Raw genomic sequence first — 18716 nt, forward strand, 5'->3', positions numbered from 1 at the left:
TTCATGCTCCTCTTAGAAGTAAGGGCCCAGTTCCATCTCGCTTTGCACCACTGTCCAGGAAGCACCATTGCCGCCCCCCGTGCCCATCGCGTTGATACGGAAGGCATCCAGGCGCGTGCCCACCGCATTCACTTCGTTGCTGGCATTCAGCGGCGGCTCGCCGACCTTGCCCAGATACTCGATCACATAGGCCCCGATGACCGCACCGGTATCACTGTCCAGCGTCTGGATACCGCTGGCTTGCCAATCCGCTTCCGAGAGCGGGTTGATCGGCGGTGCATCCTCGGGCAGTGCCAGCATCAGGCCGGCCGAGTCATCGAAGCTGTCCAGGCTCCAGGTGCCATCCTCCAGGCTTTCCTGCAGCGCACGCTCACCGATGCTCAGGCTGGTTTCCGCGTTGTAATAGGACTGCTCGAAGTTGCGGCTGTTGACGGCCATGCGTGTCTGCAGCTGACTGTCCTCGACCCCGGTCACGGCCAGCAGGCCGATCACGACCAGCATGATCAATACGATCAGCAAGGCGATGCCTTGCTGACGTGCTGGCCCCCGGGTGTCCGCGCAGACTCTGGACGTTGAAGACGATGTATTCATCAGCTGCCCCTCAGTTGCAGATTGCGCGGTGTGAACGTGAGATTGAAGGTTCGCGTCAAACGCCCATCGTTATCCCCGCCCGGCACCACTCCCGGCAGGCTCTCGAGCGTGAGTGCGATCTCGATACGGCGCACCTCATCCCAACGGCCTTCGCTGCGCACCGTGGCGGCCGGCACCTTGACGCGATCGACACTGCCATTGCCGGTGGTATCCAGGCTGAAACTGACATCGAAGCCCTGTACGCCGGAGGCCAGTTCTTCGCGTGCGAAAGCGGCATCGATACGGTCGATATACAGTGAACGCACCGAAGAATCGTTGGCCTGGTCATCCAGCCGCAGCTCCCAGGCCTGCACCGGGTAGAGATAGGCATTCGAGGACTGAGAGCTGCCATAGGAACGTGACAGGGTGTCATTGGTTTCCACATTGCCCTGGGTGGTGCCCGACACCCTGAAGACATCGGTGCTGCTGCAATCACTGACCAGCGCATACTCGTTGGTCACGAAGGCATCTTCGCTACCGTTGCGCACGGACAGTGGGCCGCCCAGCGACGTCATGCTGCTGGTCAGCGTGGTTTCATCGCCGTCCTTGCTGGCAGCGACGAACGTCAGATTGAAATAGCTGAGGCCCCGCTGGGTACGCTGCTGCCCCCCGAAAGGCGCCGTGAGGTCATGGGACGCATCCACCGAGCTGGCATTGGTGATATCGCGGCTATTGGCACAGCCTGCGTAGCCCACATTGCGCATCAGCGGCTGGAGCCGGAAGGACACGTAGCGGGCCGATTCCTGCAGATAGGAAAGCGCCTCCTGGGTGCTCACGGTGCTGCGTGAGGTCGAGAACATCTGCACGGCCATCGCCGTGATCAACAGCCCCAGCACCAGGCTGATCATCAGCTCGACAAGCCCCACGCCCGCCTGGCGTTTCAAGCCATGCGGACGGGCGGTGTCGGGGGCGAAGCGTCGGCGGACCGATGCAGGGGAACAGCGATTCATGGCTCTACCTCGAAACGATAGGTCTGCTGGTCAACTCCCCCGCTGATGGGGTCACTCCACTGCACCTGGACACTGACATCGTGAACGCCGATACCGGCGCCGCCAACAACACGCTCGTCGACTTCCACGCTACCGACGCCGCTGGTCAGCGTGGAGCCGATGATGGCGTCACGCCAATCAATGATGTCCTGGTCCGCCAGCTCTGCGGGCACGCAGTCCGAGCTGCATCCATCCGCCGGCGCATTGGTGGTATCGGCATCATCATATTGATCGATGGCCTCAAGGTTGGCGCGGATACGCTCAGCCATGTCCAGCGACAGCAGTTGTGCCACGGTATTGCTGTAGCTGACGCGCTGATGTTGAAGCGTCTGAACTTGCAACAACCCCAGCCCCAGCAGGGAAACCCCCAGCAGCATGACCGCGACCAGCGCCTCGATCAGGCCGACGCCGCGCTGTGAATGCCGAGCGGAACAGCGCCGCTGCAGGCGAGACAGCAATGTCTTTCTCAGCGCTCTCGGCTGCAGGGCTTGCTTGAGGGATGTGATCATCAACGATGCTGTCATGAGCAGTCCCCTCCTGATTCAAGGCGCACACGGCCTGAAGGCGCCACTACCACAGAGGTAGCATCGGATGCCGCACAGAACACCAGCGTACTGTTGCCACTAGTCAGCGTGCCGCGATCGTTGTAGGTGATCCTGGAGGCGCCGCCCGACTGGGCAACCGCATTGCTGTCCTGATGGATCCACAGGCGGTCGTCGAGGGTGAAGTTGGAAGCATTCCCGACATAGACGACCCAGCCATTCGCCCAGTCATCGTCGCAGGTCGTGGGATTGGGGGTGGCAACGCTCGGCGCATAGGGACAGACACTCACATCCACACCGCGCGTGGTGGCGGTGCTGCGCGCCATGCCGAGCGCATGGGTCAGGGCACGCACATCGGACTCCACCTGAGAGCGCTGCACCAGGCCTTGCCAGGCCGGCACCGCCCAGGTCGCGATGATGGCAATGATCGCCACTGTCACGACCAGCTCGATCAGGGTGAAACCACGGGATTGGCGCATGAGAGATACTTCTCCTTGCCGCTGAGGGTCGACCGGCCGTGCCGGACTCGAGTCTGTCTTCTGGGGGCCCATCATCACCAGCACCGGCCTCCTCCTTCGGCACCGGTATTCATGTCCTGGTCCATCCACAGCACGCCGCAGTCATCATTGAGTTGTGCCCCTTGAGGCGTCGCCTGCAGGACGAAGGCCGAGGCAGACAGACTGCGATACGTGATCAGGTAGCGAAGATTGCCACCGCCGTCCTCTATACGGCTGACGCCATCCGTCGGCTGGTCATCATCCCCCACGGGCGCTTCGGAGAAATTCTGGTAGTAGAAGCCATGCAACTGTCTGGCCTGCTGCCCCAGTGCCTGTTGGGCATGCGAGCGCCAGCTGCGCTCCACATAACCGAGATAGGAGGGAATGGCGACCGCCGCCAGAATGCCGATGATCGCGACCACCATCATCATCTCGATCAGAGTGAAGCCCTTGGCCCGACGCCTGCCAGCTGCCCCGCGCCCCGGTCTCGGCTTGCGGCGTGCACCTGCACTGCTGACACCGGTGACCGAGAACAGTCGTGGCATGGGGAATTCTCCAGAGTACGAACCATACCTCTATTATGTATCATTTTGGTAACTGCGCATTACATTTTTTTTCAATACGCACCAGATTGATCAACGATCGTGCTCAAGAATGCCGTTGCTTATACAAGAAACTGCTGAATTGGATGGCAAAATGCGAATGGCGCACACAAAAAAGCCGCGACAGGGTCGCGGCTTCTTCACTGGCAGAAACTTACAAGGCGTTACAGCTCGCGGATCTGATCCGAGGCGATCAAGCGCTCCTTGAGCTCCTTGGGCATGGAGAAGACGATGTTTTCCTCCTGGCCCTCGAGCTCCTCGGGCGCCGAGGCTCCCAGCGCCATCAGACGGTCGATCACGCCCTGCACCAGCACTTCGGGGGCACTGGCCCCGGCGGTGATGCCGATGCTGCCGATACCCTCGAGCCAGCTGGCCTCGATCTGCTGCGCATCGTCGATCAACCAGGCGGGGGTCTGCATGCGCTCGGCCAGTTCGCGCAGGCGATTGGAGTTGGAGCTGTTGGGGCTGCCGACCACCAGCACCACATCGCAGGCTTCCGCCAGCATGCGCACGGCGTCCTGGCGATTCTGGGTCGCGTAGCAGATGTCATCCTTGCGCGGGCCCTGAATCGCCGGGAAGCGTTCGCGCAGCGCGTCGATCACCCGCGCCGTATCATCCATCGAGAGCGTGGTCTGGGTGACGAAGGCCAGCTGCTCCGGGTCCTTGACCTCCAGGCGCGCCACATCGGGCTCGTCTTCCACCAGATGGATGGTGCCACCCTTGGAAGTGTCATAGCGGCCCATGGTGCCCTCGACCTCCGGGTGGCCCTCATGACCGATCAGCACGCAATCCTGGCCCTTGCGCGCATAGCGCAGGACTTCCATGTGCACCTTGGTCACCAGCGGACAGGTGGCATCGAAGACCTTGAGGTTGCGACGCTCGGCCTCTTCCTGCACGGCACGCGAGACACCGTGCGCCGAGAAGATGACGATGACGTCATCCGGCACTTCGTGCAGTTCCTCGACGAAGATGGCGCCGCGCTCCTTGAGGGAGTCGACCACGAAACGGTTGTGCACCACCTCGTGACGCACGTAGATCGGCGGCCCGAACACGTCGAGCGCCCCGTTGACGATATCGATGGCGCGATCCACTCCGGCGCAGAAACCGCGCGGGTTGGCCAGCTTGATCTGCATGACAGGCTCCGCTTGATGGCGAGGTGCGCTCACGGGGAGCGCACCTCTGGAAAGAAGACTCAGTGCGTGGTCGCGGGGGCGACTGACAGTACCTCGACCTCGAAGGTCAGGGTACGCCCGGCCAGCGGGTGATTGAAGTCGACCTTGACGTCACGCTCATCGATCTCGCGGATGATGCCCGGCAGCTCCGAACCCGACGGCTCGGCGAAGGACATCACCATGCCGACCTCGATCTCTTCATCGAAGCTCTTGCGCGCCACGGTCTGGACGTTCTGCGGATTGTGCTGACCGAAGGCATGCTCCGGCGTGATCGTGAAGCTGCCGGTCTCGCCCGCCGCCATGCCCATGATCGAACGCTCGAAGCCCGGCGGCAGATTGCCGTCACCCACCTGGAAGGTGGCCGGTGTCTTGTCGAAGGTGGAGTCCACCTCGGTGCCGTCTTCCAGACGCAGACGGAAATGGAGGCTGACCTCCATGTTATCGGCGATACGATGCTCGCTCATGCTGACCTCGCTTGTGGCGCTCATTCGGAGCGGCCACGGAAAGATTCAAGAATCAGTGCCACGGCTCCCAGGCTGATGGCGACGTCCGCCACGTTGAAAGCCGGGAAGAAGGCATTGCCCCAGTGGAAGGACAGGAAGTCCACCACGTAGCCATGCACGACACGATCATAGAGATTGCCAAGCGCGCCCCCCAGCACCAGCGCGATGCCCAGCGCGGTGAAGGCCTCGTGACGCTTGAGGCGCGCAAGCCAGATGCTCAGGCCGATGGCTGCCACCACCGCAATGCCCGCAAACAACCAGCGCTGCCAGCCATCATGGCCGGCCAGAAAACTGAACGCCGCGCCGGTGTTGTGGAGCAGCGTCAGATTGAAGATCGGCAGCACTTCGTTGGCCTGACCATAGACCAGCGAACTGCTGGCCAGCCACTTGGTGGCCAGGTCCAGCACCACGATCACCAGCGACAGCCACAGCCAGCGCAGCGGCGAGCGCATCGGCTCACTGCCGGCTGAAGGGGTATCCGTCGCGGGGCCTTGTGAAGAAGACGTCATGTTACCTTCCTGTCGTGAAATGAGTCTGCGACCGGCAAGACACGAACGCCGGGCCAGAGCCCGGCGTTCGATATCAGCGCTCAGCGGAGGCTGAACGATGCCGCGGTCGCATCAGCGATCAAGCGAAGTGACGCGTCTCGCCTTCGCCATCCGGCAGGTTGGTCACGCAGCGGCTGCACAGCGTCGGATGTTCCGGCAGGGTGCCGACTTCCGGACGGTGGTGCCAGCAACGCTCGCACTTGGCATTCTCGCTGACCTTGACCGCCACCTTGAGGCCGGACACTTCGGTCTCTTCTGCCTCACCGGCCGCCTCGAGAGGCGCCAGGGTCACGCCGCTGGTCAGCATCACGAAGCGCAGCTCGTCGCCGAGACTTGCCAGCAGCGTGTTGAGCTCGTCATTGACGTAGAGGGTGACTTCCGCCGCCAGGCCATTCTTGACCAGACCGGCGTTGCGCGCGCCTTCCAGCGTCTTGTTGACCGCCTGCTTGACGTGCAGAACCTGCTCCCAGAACTCACGTCCCATGGCCGCATCATCCGCCAGAGTGGTCAGGCCGGTGTAGGCCGTCTCGAGGAAGATGGTGTCCTTGCGCGGGCCCGGGATGTTGGCGTAGATCTCTTCACCGGTGAAGGAGAGGATCGGCGCCATCCAGCGTGCCAGCGCCTCGATCACGTGATACAGCGCCGTCTGACAGCTACGACGCGCACGCGAGTTCGGCTGCGTGGTGTACTGACGGTCCTTGATGACATCCAGATAGAAGCCGCCCAGCTCACGCGAGCAGAAGGTCAGCACCTGCTGGTAGATGTCGAGGAAGCGGTATTCCTCGTAGGCCAGCTCGACACGTGCCTGCAGCTGGGCGGCACGATCGACCACCCACTGGTCCAGCGCCAGCATGTCGTCAAAGGCCAGCGCATCACGCTCGGGCTCGAAGCCGTTCAGATTGGACAGCAGGAAGCGCGAGGTGTTGCGGATGCGACGATAGGCATCGGCGGTACGCTTGAGGATCTCGTCCGAGACGGCCATCTCGCCGGAGTAATCATTGGAGGACACCCACAGGCGCAGGATGTCGGCGCCCAGCTTGTCCATCACCTGTTGCGGCGCGACCACGTTGCCGACGGACTTGGACATCTTGCGACCCTGGGCATCCACGGTGAAACCGTGAGTCAGCAGCGCCTTGTAGGGCGCGTGGCCGTCGATGGCACAGCCGGTCAGCAGTGACGAGTGGAACCAGCCACGGTGCTGGTCGGAGCCTTCCAGGTACAGGTCGGCACGCGGGCCTTGCTCGTGACCATGCGGGTGCGAGCCACGCAGCACATGCCAGTGGGTCGTCCCGGAGTCGAACCACACGTCCAGCGTGTCGGTGACCTTCTCGTAGTTCTCGGCCTCATCGCCCAGCAGCTCCTGGCTGTCGAGTGACCACCAGGCATCGATACCGTGCTCGGCGACGCGATCGGCGACCGCTTCCATCAGCGCCACGCTGTCGGGGTGCAGTTCCCCCGTCGCGCGATGCAGGAACAGCGGAATCGGCACGCCCCAGTTGCGCTGACGCGAGATGCACCAATCCGGACGGTTGGCGATCATGCTCTTCAGACGCGCCTGACCCCAGGCCGGGATGAAGGCGGTGTCCTCGATGGCGGACAGCGCCTTGTCACGCAGGGTCACGCCGTCGGTGCCGGCAATGTCCATGCCGACGAACCACTGGGCCGTCGCGCGGTAGATGACCGGGGTCTTGTGGCGCCAGCAGTGCATGTAGCTGTGGCTGATCTTCTCGTGCGCCATCAGCGCACCGAGCTCTTCCAGACGCGCGACGATGTTCGGGTTGGCCTTCCAGATGAACTGGCCACCGAATTCCGGCAGGTCCGGCACGTAGACGCCGTTGCCCTGCACCGGGCTTTCGATCTCGTCGAAGCTCATACCGTAACGACGGCAGGTATGGAAGTCATCCTCGCCGTAGGCCGGCGCGGAGTGGACGATACCGGTACCGGCGCCGGTCTCGACGTAGTCGGCCAGATAGACCGGCGACAGACGATCGTAGATCGGGTGACGGAAGTTGATCAGCTCCAGCGCCGCGCCGTTGACGGTCGCCAGCGTCTCGCCGCTCAGTCCGAAGCGCGCCAGGCTGTCCTCGACCAGTTCCTCGGCCAGCACCAGCAGGCGCTCGCCGGTGTCGACCAGCGAGTAGACGAAGTCCGGGTGCACGTTGAGTGCCTGGTTGGCCGGAATGGTCCACGGAGTGGTGGTCCAGATCACGATCGCCGCCGGCTTGCTCAGTGACTCGAGGCCGAAGGCCTTGGCCAGCGCCGCGCTATCGTCTGCCGCGAAGGCGACGTCGATGGCATCAGAGGTCTTGTCGGCGTACTCGACTTCCGCTTCCGCCAGCGCAGAGCCGCAGTCGAAGCACCAGTTGACCGGCTTCAGGCCCTTGAAGACATAACCGCCCTTGACCATCTCGGCCAGCGCACGGATCTCGCCGGCTTCATTGGCGAAGTCCATGGAGCGATACGGGTTGCCCCAGTCACCGACGATACCGAGACGGATGAACTCGTGCTTCTGGCCTTCCACCTGCACGCCGGCGTATTCACGGCAGAGATGACGCGCCTTCTCGGACTCGAGGTGCTTGCCGTGGGTCGTCTCGACCTTGTGCTCGATGGGCAGACCATGACAGTCCCAACCCGGCACGTAAGGCGCGTCGAAGCCCGCCATCGTCTTGGACTTGACGATGATGTCCTTGAGAATCTTGTTGACGGCATGACCGATGTGAATATTGCCGTTGGCATAGGGAGGGCCGTCGTGGAGCACGAAGCTCGGACGGCCCTTGCCTGCTTCACGCAGACGCGCGTAGAGGTCAATCTCGTTCCAGCGTGCCAGTTGGTCCGGCTCACGCTTGGGGAGATTGCCGCGCATCGGGAAGTCGGTATCGGGCAGATTCAAAGTGTGCTTGTAGTCGCTCATAGCCTTTCGGGTCAGCCGTCGTGGGGGCGGGAAGCCTGGGCTTCCCGAGCTGTGGAATCAGACACCTCAGCAGTGCCGTGTAAGGGTGCCGTCGGCGCATCCGTCATCAGTGCGCTCAGCGGACGGCTGGCCAGCGGCAGGTCAGCCATCGAGGTCATGCAATCGAGCAACGCCTGCTCATCACCCGCAGGCGTCTCGCCCGCGGCCAGCGCGAAGAAGCGCTTCGCCAGGGCGATGTCGGCGTAGATGGCGGCCTTGAGGGCTTCCAGGCCATCGAAGCGCTGTTCACCGCGCAGGAAGGCGCAGAAGCTGACGCGCATCGGCTGGCCGTAGAGGTCTTCCGCGAAGTCCAGCAGATGGACCTCGAGCACCGGTCGCGGCGTACCGACCGTCGGGCGCCAGCCGATGTTGGCCACCGCCGGACAGTCGCGGCCGTCGGCAAGGTGCGCCATTACCGCGTAGACGCCGGAGACCGCCAGCGGCGCATTCGGCAGCGGCAGGTTGGCGGTCGGCACGCCCAGCGTGCGACCCAGCTGGCGGTCCGCGACCACGCGTCCCTGCCAGTGATGGGCACGCCCCAGCAGCCGGGCGGCCAGCGCCATGTCGCCTGCGGCCAGCACCTCACGCACGCGGGTGCTGGAAACACGCTCACCGGCGATCTCGAAGGTGCGGGTATGCTCCACCGCAAAGCCTTCGGCGGCGCCGATGCGCTCCAGCAGCGCGAAGTCTCCGGCGCGATCGCAGCCGAAGCGGAAGTCGTCACCGACCACCAGATGACGCACGCCGAGGCCATCGATGAGCACCTGCTCGATGAACTCGCGTGCCGACAGCGAGCGCAGCGTCTCATTGAAGGGCAGACACAGTACGCGCTCGGCGCCATGGCTACCCAGCAGACGCACCTTGTCCGCCAGACGCGTCAGCCGCGGCGGCGCCTTGTCACCCGCGAAGAACTCACGCGGCTGCGGCTCGAACACCACCACCGTGGCGGGCAGGCCATAGGCCGCCGCGCGCTCGCGAAGTTGCTCCAGAATCGCCTGGTGGCCGAGATGCACGCCATCGAAATTGCCGATGGTGGCCACGCAGCCGCGACTGCCATCCTGCTTGCGCAGGCGGGCGAGATTGTGGAGTCCTCTGATCAAGTCCATGCGTGCATCACACAAGCCGCCGAAAGTGGTCGATTATAGCGAAGGGGCACGGCGCTGACAGCCACCGTTGCCCCGCCAGGGAGAAAACAGCTGGAACCGGGGGCACCAACCTGCGTGGCACCCGGGCAGCAGACTCAGCTCTGCATGCGGAAATGGCGCGGGCGGACACCACACAGCCCCAACCACACCGCATAGGCCAGTACACCGCCGACGACCAGCGCTCCCATCATCGCACAGCGCTCCCACAGGCCCCAACCAAGCCAGGTGGTCCAGTCCGGTGACAACCACATCAGGCCGCCACCCATCAGGGCACAACCGCCGATCAGGGTCAGCGAATAGCGTCCCCAGCCGGGCTGGAAGCGCAGCACGCCGTCACGATACAGGCCGCGTGCCAGCAGGCCCGCATTGAGGAAGGCCGACAGCGCCGTGGCCAGCGCGAGCCCGGCGTGCGCCAGCGGCACGATCAGCGCCAGGTTGAAGGCCATGTTGGCGACCATCGCGATGATACCGATCTTGACCGGCGTTTTCGTGTCCTGACGTGCATAGAAGCCCGGCGCCAGCACCTTGATCAACATGAAGGCCAGCAGACCGAAGCTGTAGGCACGCAGACTCTGGGCCGACATCACCACATCGTTGTCGGTCATCGCGCCGTAGTGGAACAGCGTGATCAGCAGGGGTTCGGCCAGCACGCCGAGCGCCAGCGCCGCCGGCACACCGATCAACAGCACCGAGCGCAGCGCCCAGTCGAGCATCTTCTGGAAGTGCTCCAGTGATTGCTCGGCGTGGCGCTTGGAGAGCGCCGGCAGAATCACCGTCCCGATGGCGATGCCGATGATGCCCAGCGGCAACTCGACCAGACGGTCGGAGTAATAGAGCCACGACACGCTGCCGGTGACCAGAAACGAGGCCAGCACGGTATCCAGCAGCAGATTGATCTGCGAGACCGAGACACCGAACAGCGCCGGGGTCATCAACTTGAGGATGCGGCGCACGCCTTCATGGGCGAAATTCGGCCATGGCTTGGGCATCAGGCCAAGCCGCAGCAGGAACGGCACCTGGAACAGCAACTGCACGCCACCTGCGATCAGCACCCCCCAGGCCAGCGCCATGGCGGGTGTTTCGAAGCGCGGGGCCAGCAACAGTGCCGCACCGATCAGGCTCAGGTTGAGCAGCACCGGCGTGATGGCCGGCACCGCAAAGCGATTCCAGGTATTGAGCACGCTGCCTGCGAAGGCGGTCAGCGAGATCAGCAGCAGATACGGGAAGGTCAGGCGCAGCATGTCGCCGGTCAGCGCCAGCTTGCCGGCATCGTCACCGAACCCGGGCGCGAAGACCCACACCAGCCAGGGTGCGCACAGCATCGCAAGCGCGGTGATCAACGCGAGTATGACACCAAGACTGCCACTGACGGCGTCCAGCAACTCGCGGACCTCTTCCCGCGTCCGGCGAGTCGCATACTCCGACAGCACCGGAATGAAGGCCTGGTTGAAGGCACCCTCGGCAAACAGGCGGCGCATGAAGTTGGGGATCTTGAAGGCGACGAAGAAGGCGTCCGCCCCGCTGCCGGCGCCCAGCAGGGATGCGATGGTCACATCGCGCGCCAGGCCCAGCACGCGCGACAGCATCGTCATCACGCTGACGATCAACCCGGAGCGCAACAGACCACCCCGCACCGGCAGGCTATCGCCCGAGCGGGTCTCGCCCTGGGCACTCGCCTGTGAAGCGGACTGCGCGGCGGCCTCGGCCTTGCCGTCTTCTCCCCTGACTTCCTTTTCGCCTGCGGGCGACTCATCCTGCGGCTTGCTCACCCTGACACCCCTCTCGCTTCCCTGACCTGACACCGATGTCATCCACTCGACAGACAGACACAAAAAAACCGGCCGAAGCCGGTTTTTTCACACTCACACGTCTTAGACAGCCAGTGCCTTGACGCGAGTGTTCAGACGGCTCTTCAGACGAGCGGCCTTCTTCTTGGACAGAATGTCCTTGTCGGCGTAACGGTCGAGGACCTTCTGCGCGACATTGAAAGCGGCCATGGAAGCAGCGTGATCGCCAGTCTTGACGGTCTTCAGCACGTTCTTGATGCTGGTACGCACGGCGGAACGCTGTGCGGAGTTGTGCTGACGACGAACTTCAGCCTGACGAGCGCGCTTACGTGCTTGCTTGGAATTTGCCACTTTGATGCTCCTTATGAGTCCACCCGTAGGCGCGTACTCATGAACTTGAATTTGGAAGACGTTGTCGCACCGCGACAGCGAGTCCGATCATCTCTCGCCTTTCGACACTGAAGTGAAGACTTTCGAGAAATCAGCGACTTGACGTGGAAGCCCCGCCAAACCTTCGCCATCGGGGCGGACCAGCACCCGACAGGACGGCAGAGTCTAGCATGACCCGAGCGCATATCGCCAGTCTGAGCTTGCCTACGCAGGAGTCGGGCACAGAGCCAGGAAGCAGGCCTCATGGGTGCTACAGCACGATGAGGTTGTCGCGGTGGATCAGTTCCGGCGCCTCGATATAGCCCAGCGTCGCCTCGATCTGATGACTGGGCAGGCCGAGAATCCGTCCGGCATCTTCGGCGCTGTAATTCACCAGCCCCTTGGCGATGCGCTGGCCGGATTCATCGACGCACTGCACCAGATCACCGCGCTTGAAGGCGCCCTCGATCTTCCTGACGCCCACCGGCAACAGGCTGGAGCCACGCGTGGTCAACACATTGACGGCGCCGGCATCCAGCGTCAGGGTGCCGCGCACCTGCAGCTGCCCCGCGATCCAGCGCTTGCGCGCCGCGATCGGTGCATGCTCCGGCAAGAGGAGCGTGCCGAAGCGCTCACCGGAAGCCAGCCGGGTGATCACCTCGGGCTGACGACCAGAGGCGATCACGGTCAATGCGCCACTGCGCGCCGCCAGACGCGCCGCGCGCACCTTGGTCGCCATGCCGCCACGCCCGAGCACGCCACCGCCGCCGGCCACCTTGACCAGTATCGGGTCATCGGCCTGGGCTTCCTCGATCAGGCTGGCCGCCGGGTCATGACGCGGGTCGGCATCATAGAGGCCTTCCTGATCGGTGAGCAGCAACAACGCATCAGCCTCGAGCAGGTTGGCGACCAGCGCACCGAGGGTGTCGTTGTCGCCGAAGCGGATCTCGTCGGTGACCACGGTGTCGTTCTCGTTGATCACCGGCACCACCCGCAGGTCGACCAGGGTGCGCAGCGCCGAGCGTGCATTCAGGTAGCGCTTGCGGTTGGAGAGGTCATCGTGGGTCAGCAGAATCTGCGCCGTGGTCAGGCCATGACGATGGAAATGCTCTTCATAGCACTGGGTCAGGCCGTTCTGACCGACCGCCGCTGCCGCCTGCAGCTCATGCACGCCGCTGGGGCGAGCCGACCAGCCCAGCCGCGACATGCCGACCGCGATCGCCCCGGAGGACACCACGATCACCTCGACACCCCGCGCGTGCAGCGCCGCGATCTGATCGACCCAACGGCCGATACCGGCATCATCCAGCCCGCGGCCGTCATCGGTCAGCAGCGCACTGCCGATCTTGACCACCACGCGTCGTGCATTGGCCAAGGCCTCGCGCCCCGATTGACTGCCCAGTTCCGCCACTTCCGCCACCTTCTGCTCCGACACCGCGCTCTCTCCTGTCATGTAATCCCTCGCCCGGCAGGCTCTGCCTCCCTGCTTGCCATTGTCTGCTCCCGCCCGCCCGCTGTCATCACTCCTCGCCGGCCCCGACAACGAAAACGCCCCGCCGCGAAACCATGAGGTTCGGGGCGGGGCGTGAATCGCGAAGCGGGTCGCTCGTCACTCGGTGGCTGCCGCGCAGGACAGCCACCGGACGAACTGATACCTCAGGGCGCGTATTCGACTTCGACGTCGTAATCGTCGTCATTGAAGTCGTCATCGTCCTCTTCTTCGTCATCCTTCTTGCGCTTGCGACGTGTCAGGCGCTCTTCAGCGCGCTCCAGCGACTCGTTCTCCATGCGCGCCAGCAAGGCGGCATGCGCCTCGGCAGCTTCCGGATCTTCCGCCAGCTGCAGGCGTTGCTCGCCCAACCAGCGGTGAGCGGCCTGCACCAGCTCCTGAGTGCCGATACCGCTGGCCGCGGAGACGACGAACAGCTCGCCTTCCCAGCCCAGGCGCTCGACGAGGTCCTTGACCATCGCGTCGCGATCGTCCTCGGGCAGCAGGTCGATCTTGTTGATCACCAGCCAGCGCGGCAGCTCCGTCAGTGCTGCGGAGAAGTTCTTGAGCTCCTTGAGGATCGCCTCGACCGCATAGGCCGGGTCGCTCTCGTCAAAGGGCGCAATATCTACCACGTGCAGCAACAGGCGCGTACGCGTCAGGTGCTTGAGGAAGCGCAGACCCAGGCCAGCGCCGTCAGCAGCGCCTTCGATCAGACCGGGGATATCGGCCATCACGAAGTGCTGGTGGCTACCGATCTTCACGACACCGAGGTTCGGCACCAGGGTGGTGAACGGGTAGTTGGCGACCTTGGGCTTGGCGGCGGAGACGGCGCGGATCAGCGTCGACTTGCCGGCATTCGGCATGCCGAGCAGACCGACATCTGCCATCACCTTCATCTCGAAGCGCAGGTTGCGACGCTCGCCCCAGGTCCCCTTGGAGGTCTGGCGCGGCGCGCGGTTGGTCGAGGACTTGAAGTGGATGTTACCCAGACCACGACGTCCGCCCTGCGCGACCAGCAACAGCTGACCGATTTCCGTCACGTCACCGATGATCTCGAGGGTTTCCTCGTCGATCACGGTGGTGCCGACCGGCACCTTGACGATCAGATCCTCGCCCGCCTTGCCTGCCATCTGGCGGCCTTGACCGGCATCGCCGCTCTCCGCCTGATAGTAGCGCTGGAACTTGAAGTCGATCAGGGTATTGAGGGAGTCATCCCCGATCAGGTACACACTGCCGCCGTGCCCGCCGTCGCCCCCATCGGGACCACCGCGCGGCACGTATTTTTCACGGCGAAAACTCAGGCAACCATTGCCGCCACGTCCGGCCTCTACAATGATCGACGCTTCATCAAGGAACTGCATGCTGCTCTCTCCTGACGACGACCCGGGCCGTCATGCGACAAAAAAGCCCCGCCTGAGCGGGGCTTCCTTGCAGACTGCCATGCGACACCGGGGCATCGAGCAGTCTGCGTAAGCTGTCAGACGTTTCAGGCAGAAACGATGCTGACGAACTTGCGGTTCTTCGGACCCTTGGTCTCGAACTTCACGTGGCCGTCGGCCAGAGCGAAGAGAGTGTGGTCCTTGCCGATGCCGACGCCAGTACCAGCGTGGAAACGGGTGCCGCGCTGACGCACGATGATGTTGCCGGCGATAGCCGCTTGGCCACCGAACAGCTTCACACCAAGGCGCTTGGATTCAGAATCGCGACCGTTGCGGGTAGAGCCCGCCGCCTTCTTATGTGCCATTGGATAATTCTCCTATGGTGGGTAGCGCTGCAATTAAGCAGAGATACCAGTGATCTTGACTTCGGTGAACCACTGACGGTGGCCCGCACGACGCATGGAGTGCTTCCGGCGACGGAACTTGATGATGGTGACCTTGTCGCCACGGCCGTGAGACACGACCTCGGCAGAAACCTTGGCACCTTCAACCAGCGGAGCGCCGACCTTGATGTCGTCGCCTTCAGCGACCATCAGGACTTCGTCAAACTGGATAGCTTCGCCAGTCGCGACTTCAAGCTTCTCGAGCTTCAGGGTCTGGCCTTCCTGAACGCGGTACTGCTTGCCACCGCTCTTGATAACTGCGTACATGATTCTCTCCATCGGACTCATCAAGGGTGTGCTCTTGGGTGGCCTGCTGCGAGTGGCGCCCCTTCTGGAGCCATCTGACAGGGAGCGGGATGAGTCACGGCCGCGTATTATAGCGCCACGTGCCGCGACCGACAAGCAATGTCAAGGTTTACGCGACCAATCGGCCGCCAGCCAGCGTCCTTGCGCGGGTGCACGCCTTGACGGCCATAGGGGTGCCCCATAGCATTACCGCCAAACGGCACGCCACGGCGGCCTCACCTCTCGCTACGGGCACGACGATCTCATGCAAGCCGACGCATCGACCCTTCACGCGGCAGTGGCAGATGACTTCGCCGCCGTCGACCGCACCATCCTCGCGCAGCTCGAGTCGCGCGTGCCGCTGGTCCAGACCATCGGTCAGTACATCATCCAGAGTGGTGGCAAACGCCTGCGCCCGGTGCTGGTGCTGCTGGCAGCCCGCGCGCTGGGCTATCAAGGCGAGAAACACGTTCATCTGGCCGCGCTGATCGAATTCATGCACACCTCGACCCTGCTGCACGATGATGTCGTGGATGAATCCAGCCTGCGGCGTGGCCGCTCCACCGCCAATGACACCTGGGGCAATGCGCCTTCGGTGCTGGTCGGTGACTTCCTCTATTCACGCTCCTTCCAGATGATGGTAGAAGTCGGCTCGATGGACGTGATGGCGATTCTCTCCGCCGCCACCTGCACCATCGCCGAGGGCGAGGTCCTGCAGCTGACCAATATCGGCAACGCCGACATTGATGAAGCCGCCTACTTCGAGACCATCCACGGCAAGACCGCCATGCTGTTCGAGGCGGCCGCACATGCCGGCGCGATTCTGGCCAGGGAAACCGACGACACCGTCACCCCGGCACAGGTCAGCGCGCTGCAGAACTATGGCCGCTACCTGGGCCTCGCCTTCCAGCTGATCGATGATCTGCTCGACTATCAGGGCGATGCCGAGACCATGGGCAAGAACGTCGGTGATGACCTGGCCGAAGGCAAGCCGACCCTGCCGTTGATTCGCGCCATGCAGGTCGGCAGCCCGGCGCAGGCCAGTCTGGTGCGCGGCGCCATCGAGAAAGGTGGGCTGGAGCAGCTCGACGAGGTACTGGAAGTGGTGCGCCTCACGGGCGGCCTCGACTATACCCGCAGCCGCGCCCAGGAGATGGCCGACAACGCCCTGAGCGAGCTCAAGGCACTGCCGGAGAGCGAATTCCGCGACAGTCTCGAGCGCATCGCGCTGTTGAGCGTCGGCCGCCAGGCCTGATACCCGCATGGTGATGGCCTGCCTGGCAGGTCATCAGTCAGTTGGTCCGTCAGTCAGTTGGTCCGTCAGTCCATCAAGACAGCAGAAAAGCGCCGCCAACGTGGCAAGAAGCGCCAGCAGGATGAGATGAAGAGAGGCGCGCTTCTCGACAGCGGAATTGCCCCTTGAGACTCAGATAAAACTTTTTGACCTCAAGGGCTTGCAAAGCAAAGCTGCCTGCGTATAATTCACCTCCGTCGAGACAAGCTCACGACGCATCGGAGTATAGCTCAGCTTGGTAGAGCGCTGCCTTCGGGAGGCAGAGGTCGTAGGTTCGAATCCTGCTACTCCGACCAGATATATGAAAAAGCCGCTGATCACTGATCAGCGGCTTTTTTGATGCTGGAAGGTTTTTCCTGCCTCACAAGCTTCCTTCTGCTTGCTCGCATCTGCGACGCACTTCCCAACGCGCTACATCCCTCAGGATGCCCCATGCACACACTGCGTCTTGCCTTGCTGTCCCTGCTGCTGACCTCACTGCTCTCCGCCTGTGCCAGCCCGCGCGCCCAATGGGAAAAGCCCGGCGCCAACAGCACACAAGCCCACAATACCTATGCGGGCTGCCAGTACGAGCTTGGCCTGACCGACAAGTCCGCCAACGAGAAGCAGACACTGCTGAGATACTGCATGGAGCGCGACGGCTACCGCCTGCAGAGTTACTGATTCATGGCGCGCACTGAACCATGTCGAGCGGCGAGTCAGTCGGACATCCAGCTGTCACTCGCCTTGCGGGCCCGCTCGCGACCAGCACGTTCACGGTCGCGGCGGGCCTTTTGCTTGAGGTAGTAACTGCGCAGGGCAAGGCCGAGACCGAAGGCCAGCATCAGGGCGAACACCAGCCCCTGCCAAGGGCGGGCGGCATCGCCAAGCCAGGTCTCCAGCGCGACGATGGCGATCAGGCCGCTGGCCTGACTGGCAACGGCGATCGCACGGCTACGGTCATAATGATGTGACAGCATGGGGATATCCTTGCAGCGTCCTCGGCGGCAGAGCATTGATCAGCGCGCGAGGCGTGGATGTCGAAGTCCGTCGATTATCGCATACTCGAGCCTCGCGACTGCAGCGCCTGCCGAGCGTTTGCCAAGCGCTTGCCACATACAGTGGCCGACAGGTATTGCTGCCCTGAACGCTCCCCCGGACACCGCCAGAGGATAACCGCATGGACGCCATCGCCCTGGGCCCTGCCCTGATTTCCGTCGAACGCCTCTATGCCTTCGTGGCAGCCCTGGTGATGCTGATCGAGTTCTCGCTGCTGATTCGTCTGCTGGCACGCATGCACGCCAGGGGCACGACCGCGCCCGCTCACGATTCTCCCCCGCTGAGCCCCTCGCGCTGGTTCAATCGCATGCTGGTCAGCTGGGTGATCGGTGCGCGCCTCACTCATGTCGCGCTGCACTGGGCAAGTTATCAGCAGGCACCGCTGGATATCCTCAAGCTGTGGCAACCGGGCTACCACCTGCTCGGCGGCATGCTGGCCGCGACCCTGGCCAGCCTGTGGCTGCTGCGCCGGCATGGCGCGATTCGCCAGGTCATCGCGCTGGGCAGTCTGACCCTGGGGCTGACCGCCTTCCTCGGCCTCAAGCAACTCGACCCGCTGGGCAATGACTCCGCCATCGAGGCGATGCCTGCCGTCACCCTCAATCATCTGGATCGCCGCCCCGTCGCGCTGAATGACATCCAGGACGAACGCGTGATCGTCAATCTGTGGGCCACCTGGTGCCCGCCCTGCCGGCGCGAGATGCCACTGCTGGCAGAGGCTGATCAGAGACCCGGCGTCACCGTGGTACTCGCCAATCAGGGCGAGCAGGCACTGGCGGTGACCCGCTTTCTGCAAAGCGAACAGCTGACGCTCGAGTACGCGCTGCTCGACCCTGCCATGCAGCTGATGGCGCTGGCCGAGGCGCAGGGACTGCCCGCGACCCTCGTCTTCGATGGCGACGGACAGCTGATCGAGCGTCATATCGGCGAGCTGAGCCGCGCCCAGCTGGACGCCCTGCTACCGGCGTCACAGCCATAGTGCGACACGCCGCTGGCCTCGCTCGGTGCGACAAAGACGCTCGCCACAAGAAAAGGCGCTTAAGCCACGGCG

At 63.5% G+C, this 18716-nt stretch carries 20 protein-coding genes and 1 tRNA gene; 4 read left to right on the plus strand and 17 right to left on the minus strand.

Annotated elements, in window-relative coordinates; all coding sequences use genetic code 11:
• Window positions 1-12: 12 nt before the first annotated feature.
• The 16 genes from H2O77_RS16650 to rplU all read right to left on the minus strand — a co-directional run bounded on the left by H2O77_RS16650 (window position 13) and on the right by rplU (window position 15315).
• A complete protein-coding gene (locus H2O77_RS16650; protein WP_215823579.1) occupies window positions 13-591 on the minus strand; it encodes a hypothetical protein in 579 nt (192 codons plus the stop codon).
• Entirely contained in the window at window positions 591-1580 is a 990-nt protein-coding gene (locus tag H2O77_RS16655; RefSeq protein ID WP_215823580.1) for a PilW family protein, read from the minus strand. The genes H2O77_RS16650 and H2O77_RS16655 overlap by 1 nt, the downstream gene beginning before the upstream one ends.
• The gene (pilV, locus tag H2O77_RS16660) at window positions 1577-2143 is read right to left on the minus strand and encodes a type IV pilus modification protein PilV (RefSeq protein ID WP_215823581.1); all 567 of its coding nucleotides are present in this window, start codon (window positions 2141-2143) and stop codon (window positions 1577-1579) included. The genes H2O77_RS16655 and pilV overlap by 4 nt, the downstream gene beginning before the upstream one ends.
• Window positions 2140-2640, minus strand: coding sequence for a GspH/FimT family protein (locus tag H2O77_RS16665; protein WP_052384821.1), 501 nt, complete (start codon window positions 2638-2640; stop codon window positions 2140-2142). Before H2O77_RS16665 ends, pilV begins: the two co-directional genes overlap by 4 nt.
• A 74-nt stretch (window positions 2641-2714) precedes the next feature.
• Complete coding sequence (locus H2O77_RS18100; RefSeq protein ID WP_107335846.1) at window positions 2715-3203, minus strand: type IV pilin protein; 489 nt, start codon at window positions 3201-3203, stop codon at window positions 2715-2717.
• A 221-nt stretch (window positions 3204-3424) separates the two neighbouring features.
• Window positions 3425-4393, minus strand: coding sequence for a 4-hydroxy-3-methylbut-2-enyl diphosphate reductase (gene ispH / locus H2O77_RS16675; protein WP_215823582.1), 969 nt, complete (start codon window positions 4391-4393; stop codon window positions 3425-3427).
• A gap of 59 nt (window positions 4394-4452) precedes the next feature.
• The gene (fkpB, locus tag H2O77_RS16680; protein ID WP_043335961.1) at window positions 4453-4896 is read right to left on the minus strand and encodes an FKBP-type peptidyl-prolyl cis-trans isomerase; all 444 of its coding nucleotides are present in this window, start codon (window positions 4894-4896) and stop codon (window positions 4453-4455) included.
• Window positions 4897-4916: 20 nt separating this feature from the next.
• Window positions 4917-5444, minus strand: a complete 528-nt coding sequence (gene lspA, locus H2O77_RS16685; RefSeq protein WP_240548647.1) for a signal peptidase II — start codon at window positions 5442-5444, stop codon at window positions 4917-4919.
• Between the two features lie 118 nt (window positions 5445-5562).
• Window positions 5563-8394, minus strand: coding sequence for an isoleucine--tRNA ligase (gene ileS, locus H2O77_RS16690; protein ID WP_131432822.1), 2832 nt, complete (start codon window positions 8392-8394; stop codon window positions 5563-5565).
• An 11-nt stretch (window positions 8395-8405) separates the two neighbouring features.
• A complete protein-coding gene (gene ribF, locus H2O77_RS16695; RefSeq protein ID WP_153636667.1) occupies window positions 8406-9539 on the minus strand; it encodes a bifunctional riboflavin kinase/FAD synthetase in 1134 nt (377 codons plus the stop codon).
• Between the two features lie 134 nt (window positions 9540-9673).
• On the minus strand, window positions 9674-11212 hold the full coding sequence (gene murJ / locus H2O77_RS16700) for a murein biosynthesis integral membrane protein MurJ (protein WP_267895344.1): 1539 nt from the start codon (window positions 11210-11212) through the stop codon (window positions 9674-9676).
• A gap of 237 nt (window positions 11213-11449) precedes the next feature.
• A complete protein-coding gene (gene rpsT / locus H2O77_RS16705; protein ID WP_043335965.1) occupies window positions 11450-11716 on the minus strand; it encodes a 30S ribosomal protein S20 in 267 nt (88 codons plus the stop codon).
• 289 nt (window positions 11717-12005) lie between these two features.
• The gene (gene proB / locus H2O77_RS16710) at window positions 12006-13187 is read right to left on the minus strand and encodes a glutamate 5-kinase (RefSeq protein WP_107335842.1); all 1182 of its coding nucleotides are present in this window, start codon (window positions 13185-13187) and stop codon (window positions 12006-12008) included.
• 203 nt (window positions 13188-13390) lie between these two features.
• Window positions 13391-14587, minus strand: coding sequence for an Obg family GTPase CgtA (gene cgtA / locus H2O77_RS16715; protein ID WP_043335967.1), 1197 nt, complete (start codon window positions 14585-14587; stop codon window positions 13391-13393).
• A 125-nt stretch (window positions 14588-14712) separates the two neighbouring features.
• Window positions 14713-14970, minus strand: a complete 258-nt coding sequence (rpmA, locus tag H2O77_RS16720) for a 50S ribosomal protein L27 (RefSeq protein ID WP_043335969.1) — start codon at window positions 14968-14970, stop codon at window positions 14713-14715.
• Between the two features lie 33 nt (window positions 14971-15003).
• Window positions 15004-15315 (minus strand): 50S ribosomal protein L21, encoded by a 312-nt coding sequence (rplU, locus tag H2O77_RS16725; protein ID WP_043335971.1) that lies wholly within the window; start codon window positions 15313-15315, stop codon window positions 15004-15006.
• A gap of 283 nt (window positions 15316-15598) precedes the next feature.
• Between rplU and ispB the strand changes: the two genes are divergently transcribed.
• From ispB to H2O77_RS16740, 3 genes are all read left to right on the plus strand, one after another.
• Window positions 15599-16588 (plus strand): octaprenyl diphosphate synthase, encoded by a 990-nt coding sequence (gene ispB, locus H2O77_RS16730; protein WP_131432825.1) that lies wholly within the window; start codon window positions 15599-15601, stop codon window positions 16586-16588.
• Window positions 16589-16846: 258 nt separating this feature from the next.
• Window positions 16847-16923 (plus strand) — tRNA-Pro (locus tag H2O77_RS16735).
• Between the two features lie 136 nt (window positions 16924-17059).
• Entirely contained in the window at window positions 17060-17290 is a 231-nt protein-coding gene (locus tag H2O77_RS16740; protein WP_215823583.1) for a hypothetical protein, read from the plus strand.
• A gap of 35 nt (window positions 17291-17325) precedes the next feature.
• On the opposite strand, the gene H2O77_RS16745 is transcribed toward H2O77_RS16740, so the two are convergent.
• Window positions 17326-17586 carry a hypothetical protein gene (locus tag H2O77_RS16745; protein ID WP_043335981.1) on the minus strand — a complete coding sequence of 87 codons (261 nt, stop codon included), beginning with the start codon at window positions 17584-17586 and terminating at the stop codon, window positions 17326-17328.
• Window positions 17587-17786: 200 nt separating this feature from the next.
• Between H2O77_RS16745 and H2O77_RS16750 the strand changes: the two genes are divergently transcribed.
• Entirely contained in the window at window positions 17787-18644 is an 858-nt protein-coding gene (locus tag H2O77_RS16750; protein WP_215823584.1) for a TlpA disulfide reductase family protein, read from the plus strand.
• Window positions 18645-18716 lie beyond the last annotated feature (72 nt).

Origin of the sequence: Cobetia sp. 4B (assembly GCF_018831605.1) — a bacterium.
In the GTDB taxonomy this organism is placed as follows: domain Bacteria; phylum Pseudomonadota; class Gammaproteobacteria; order Pseudomonadales; family Halomonadaceae; genus Cobetia; species Cobetia amphilecti.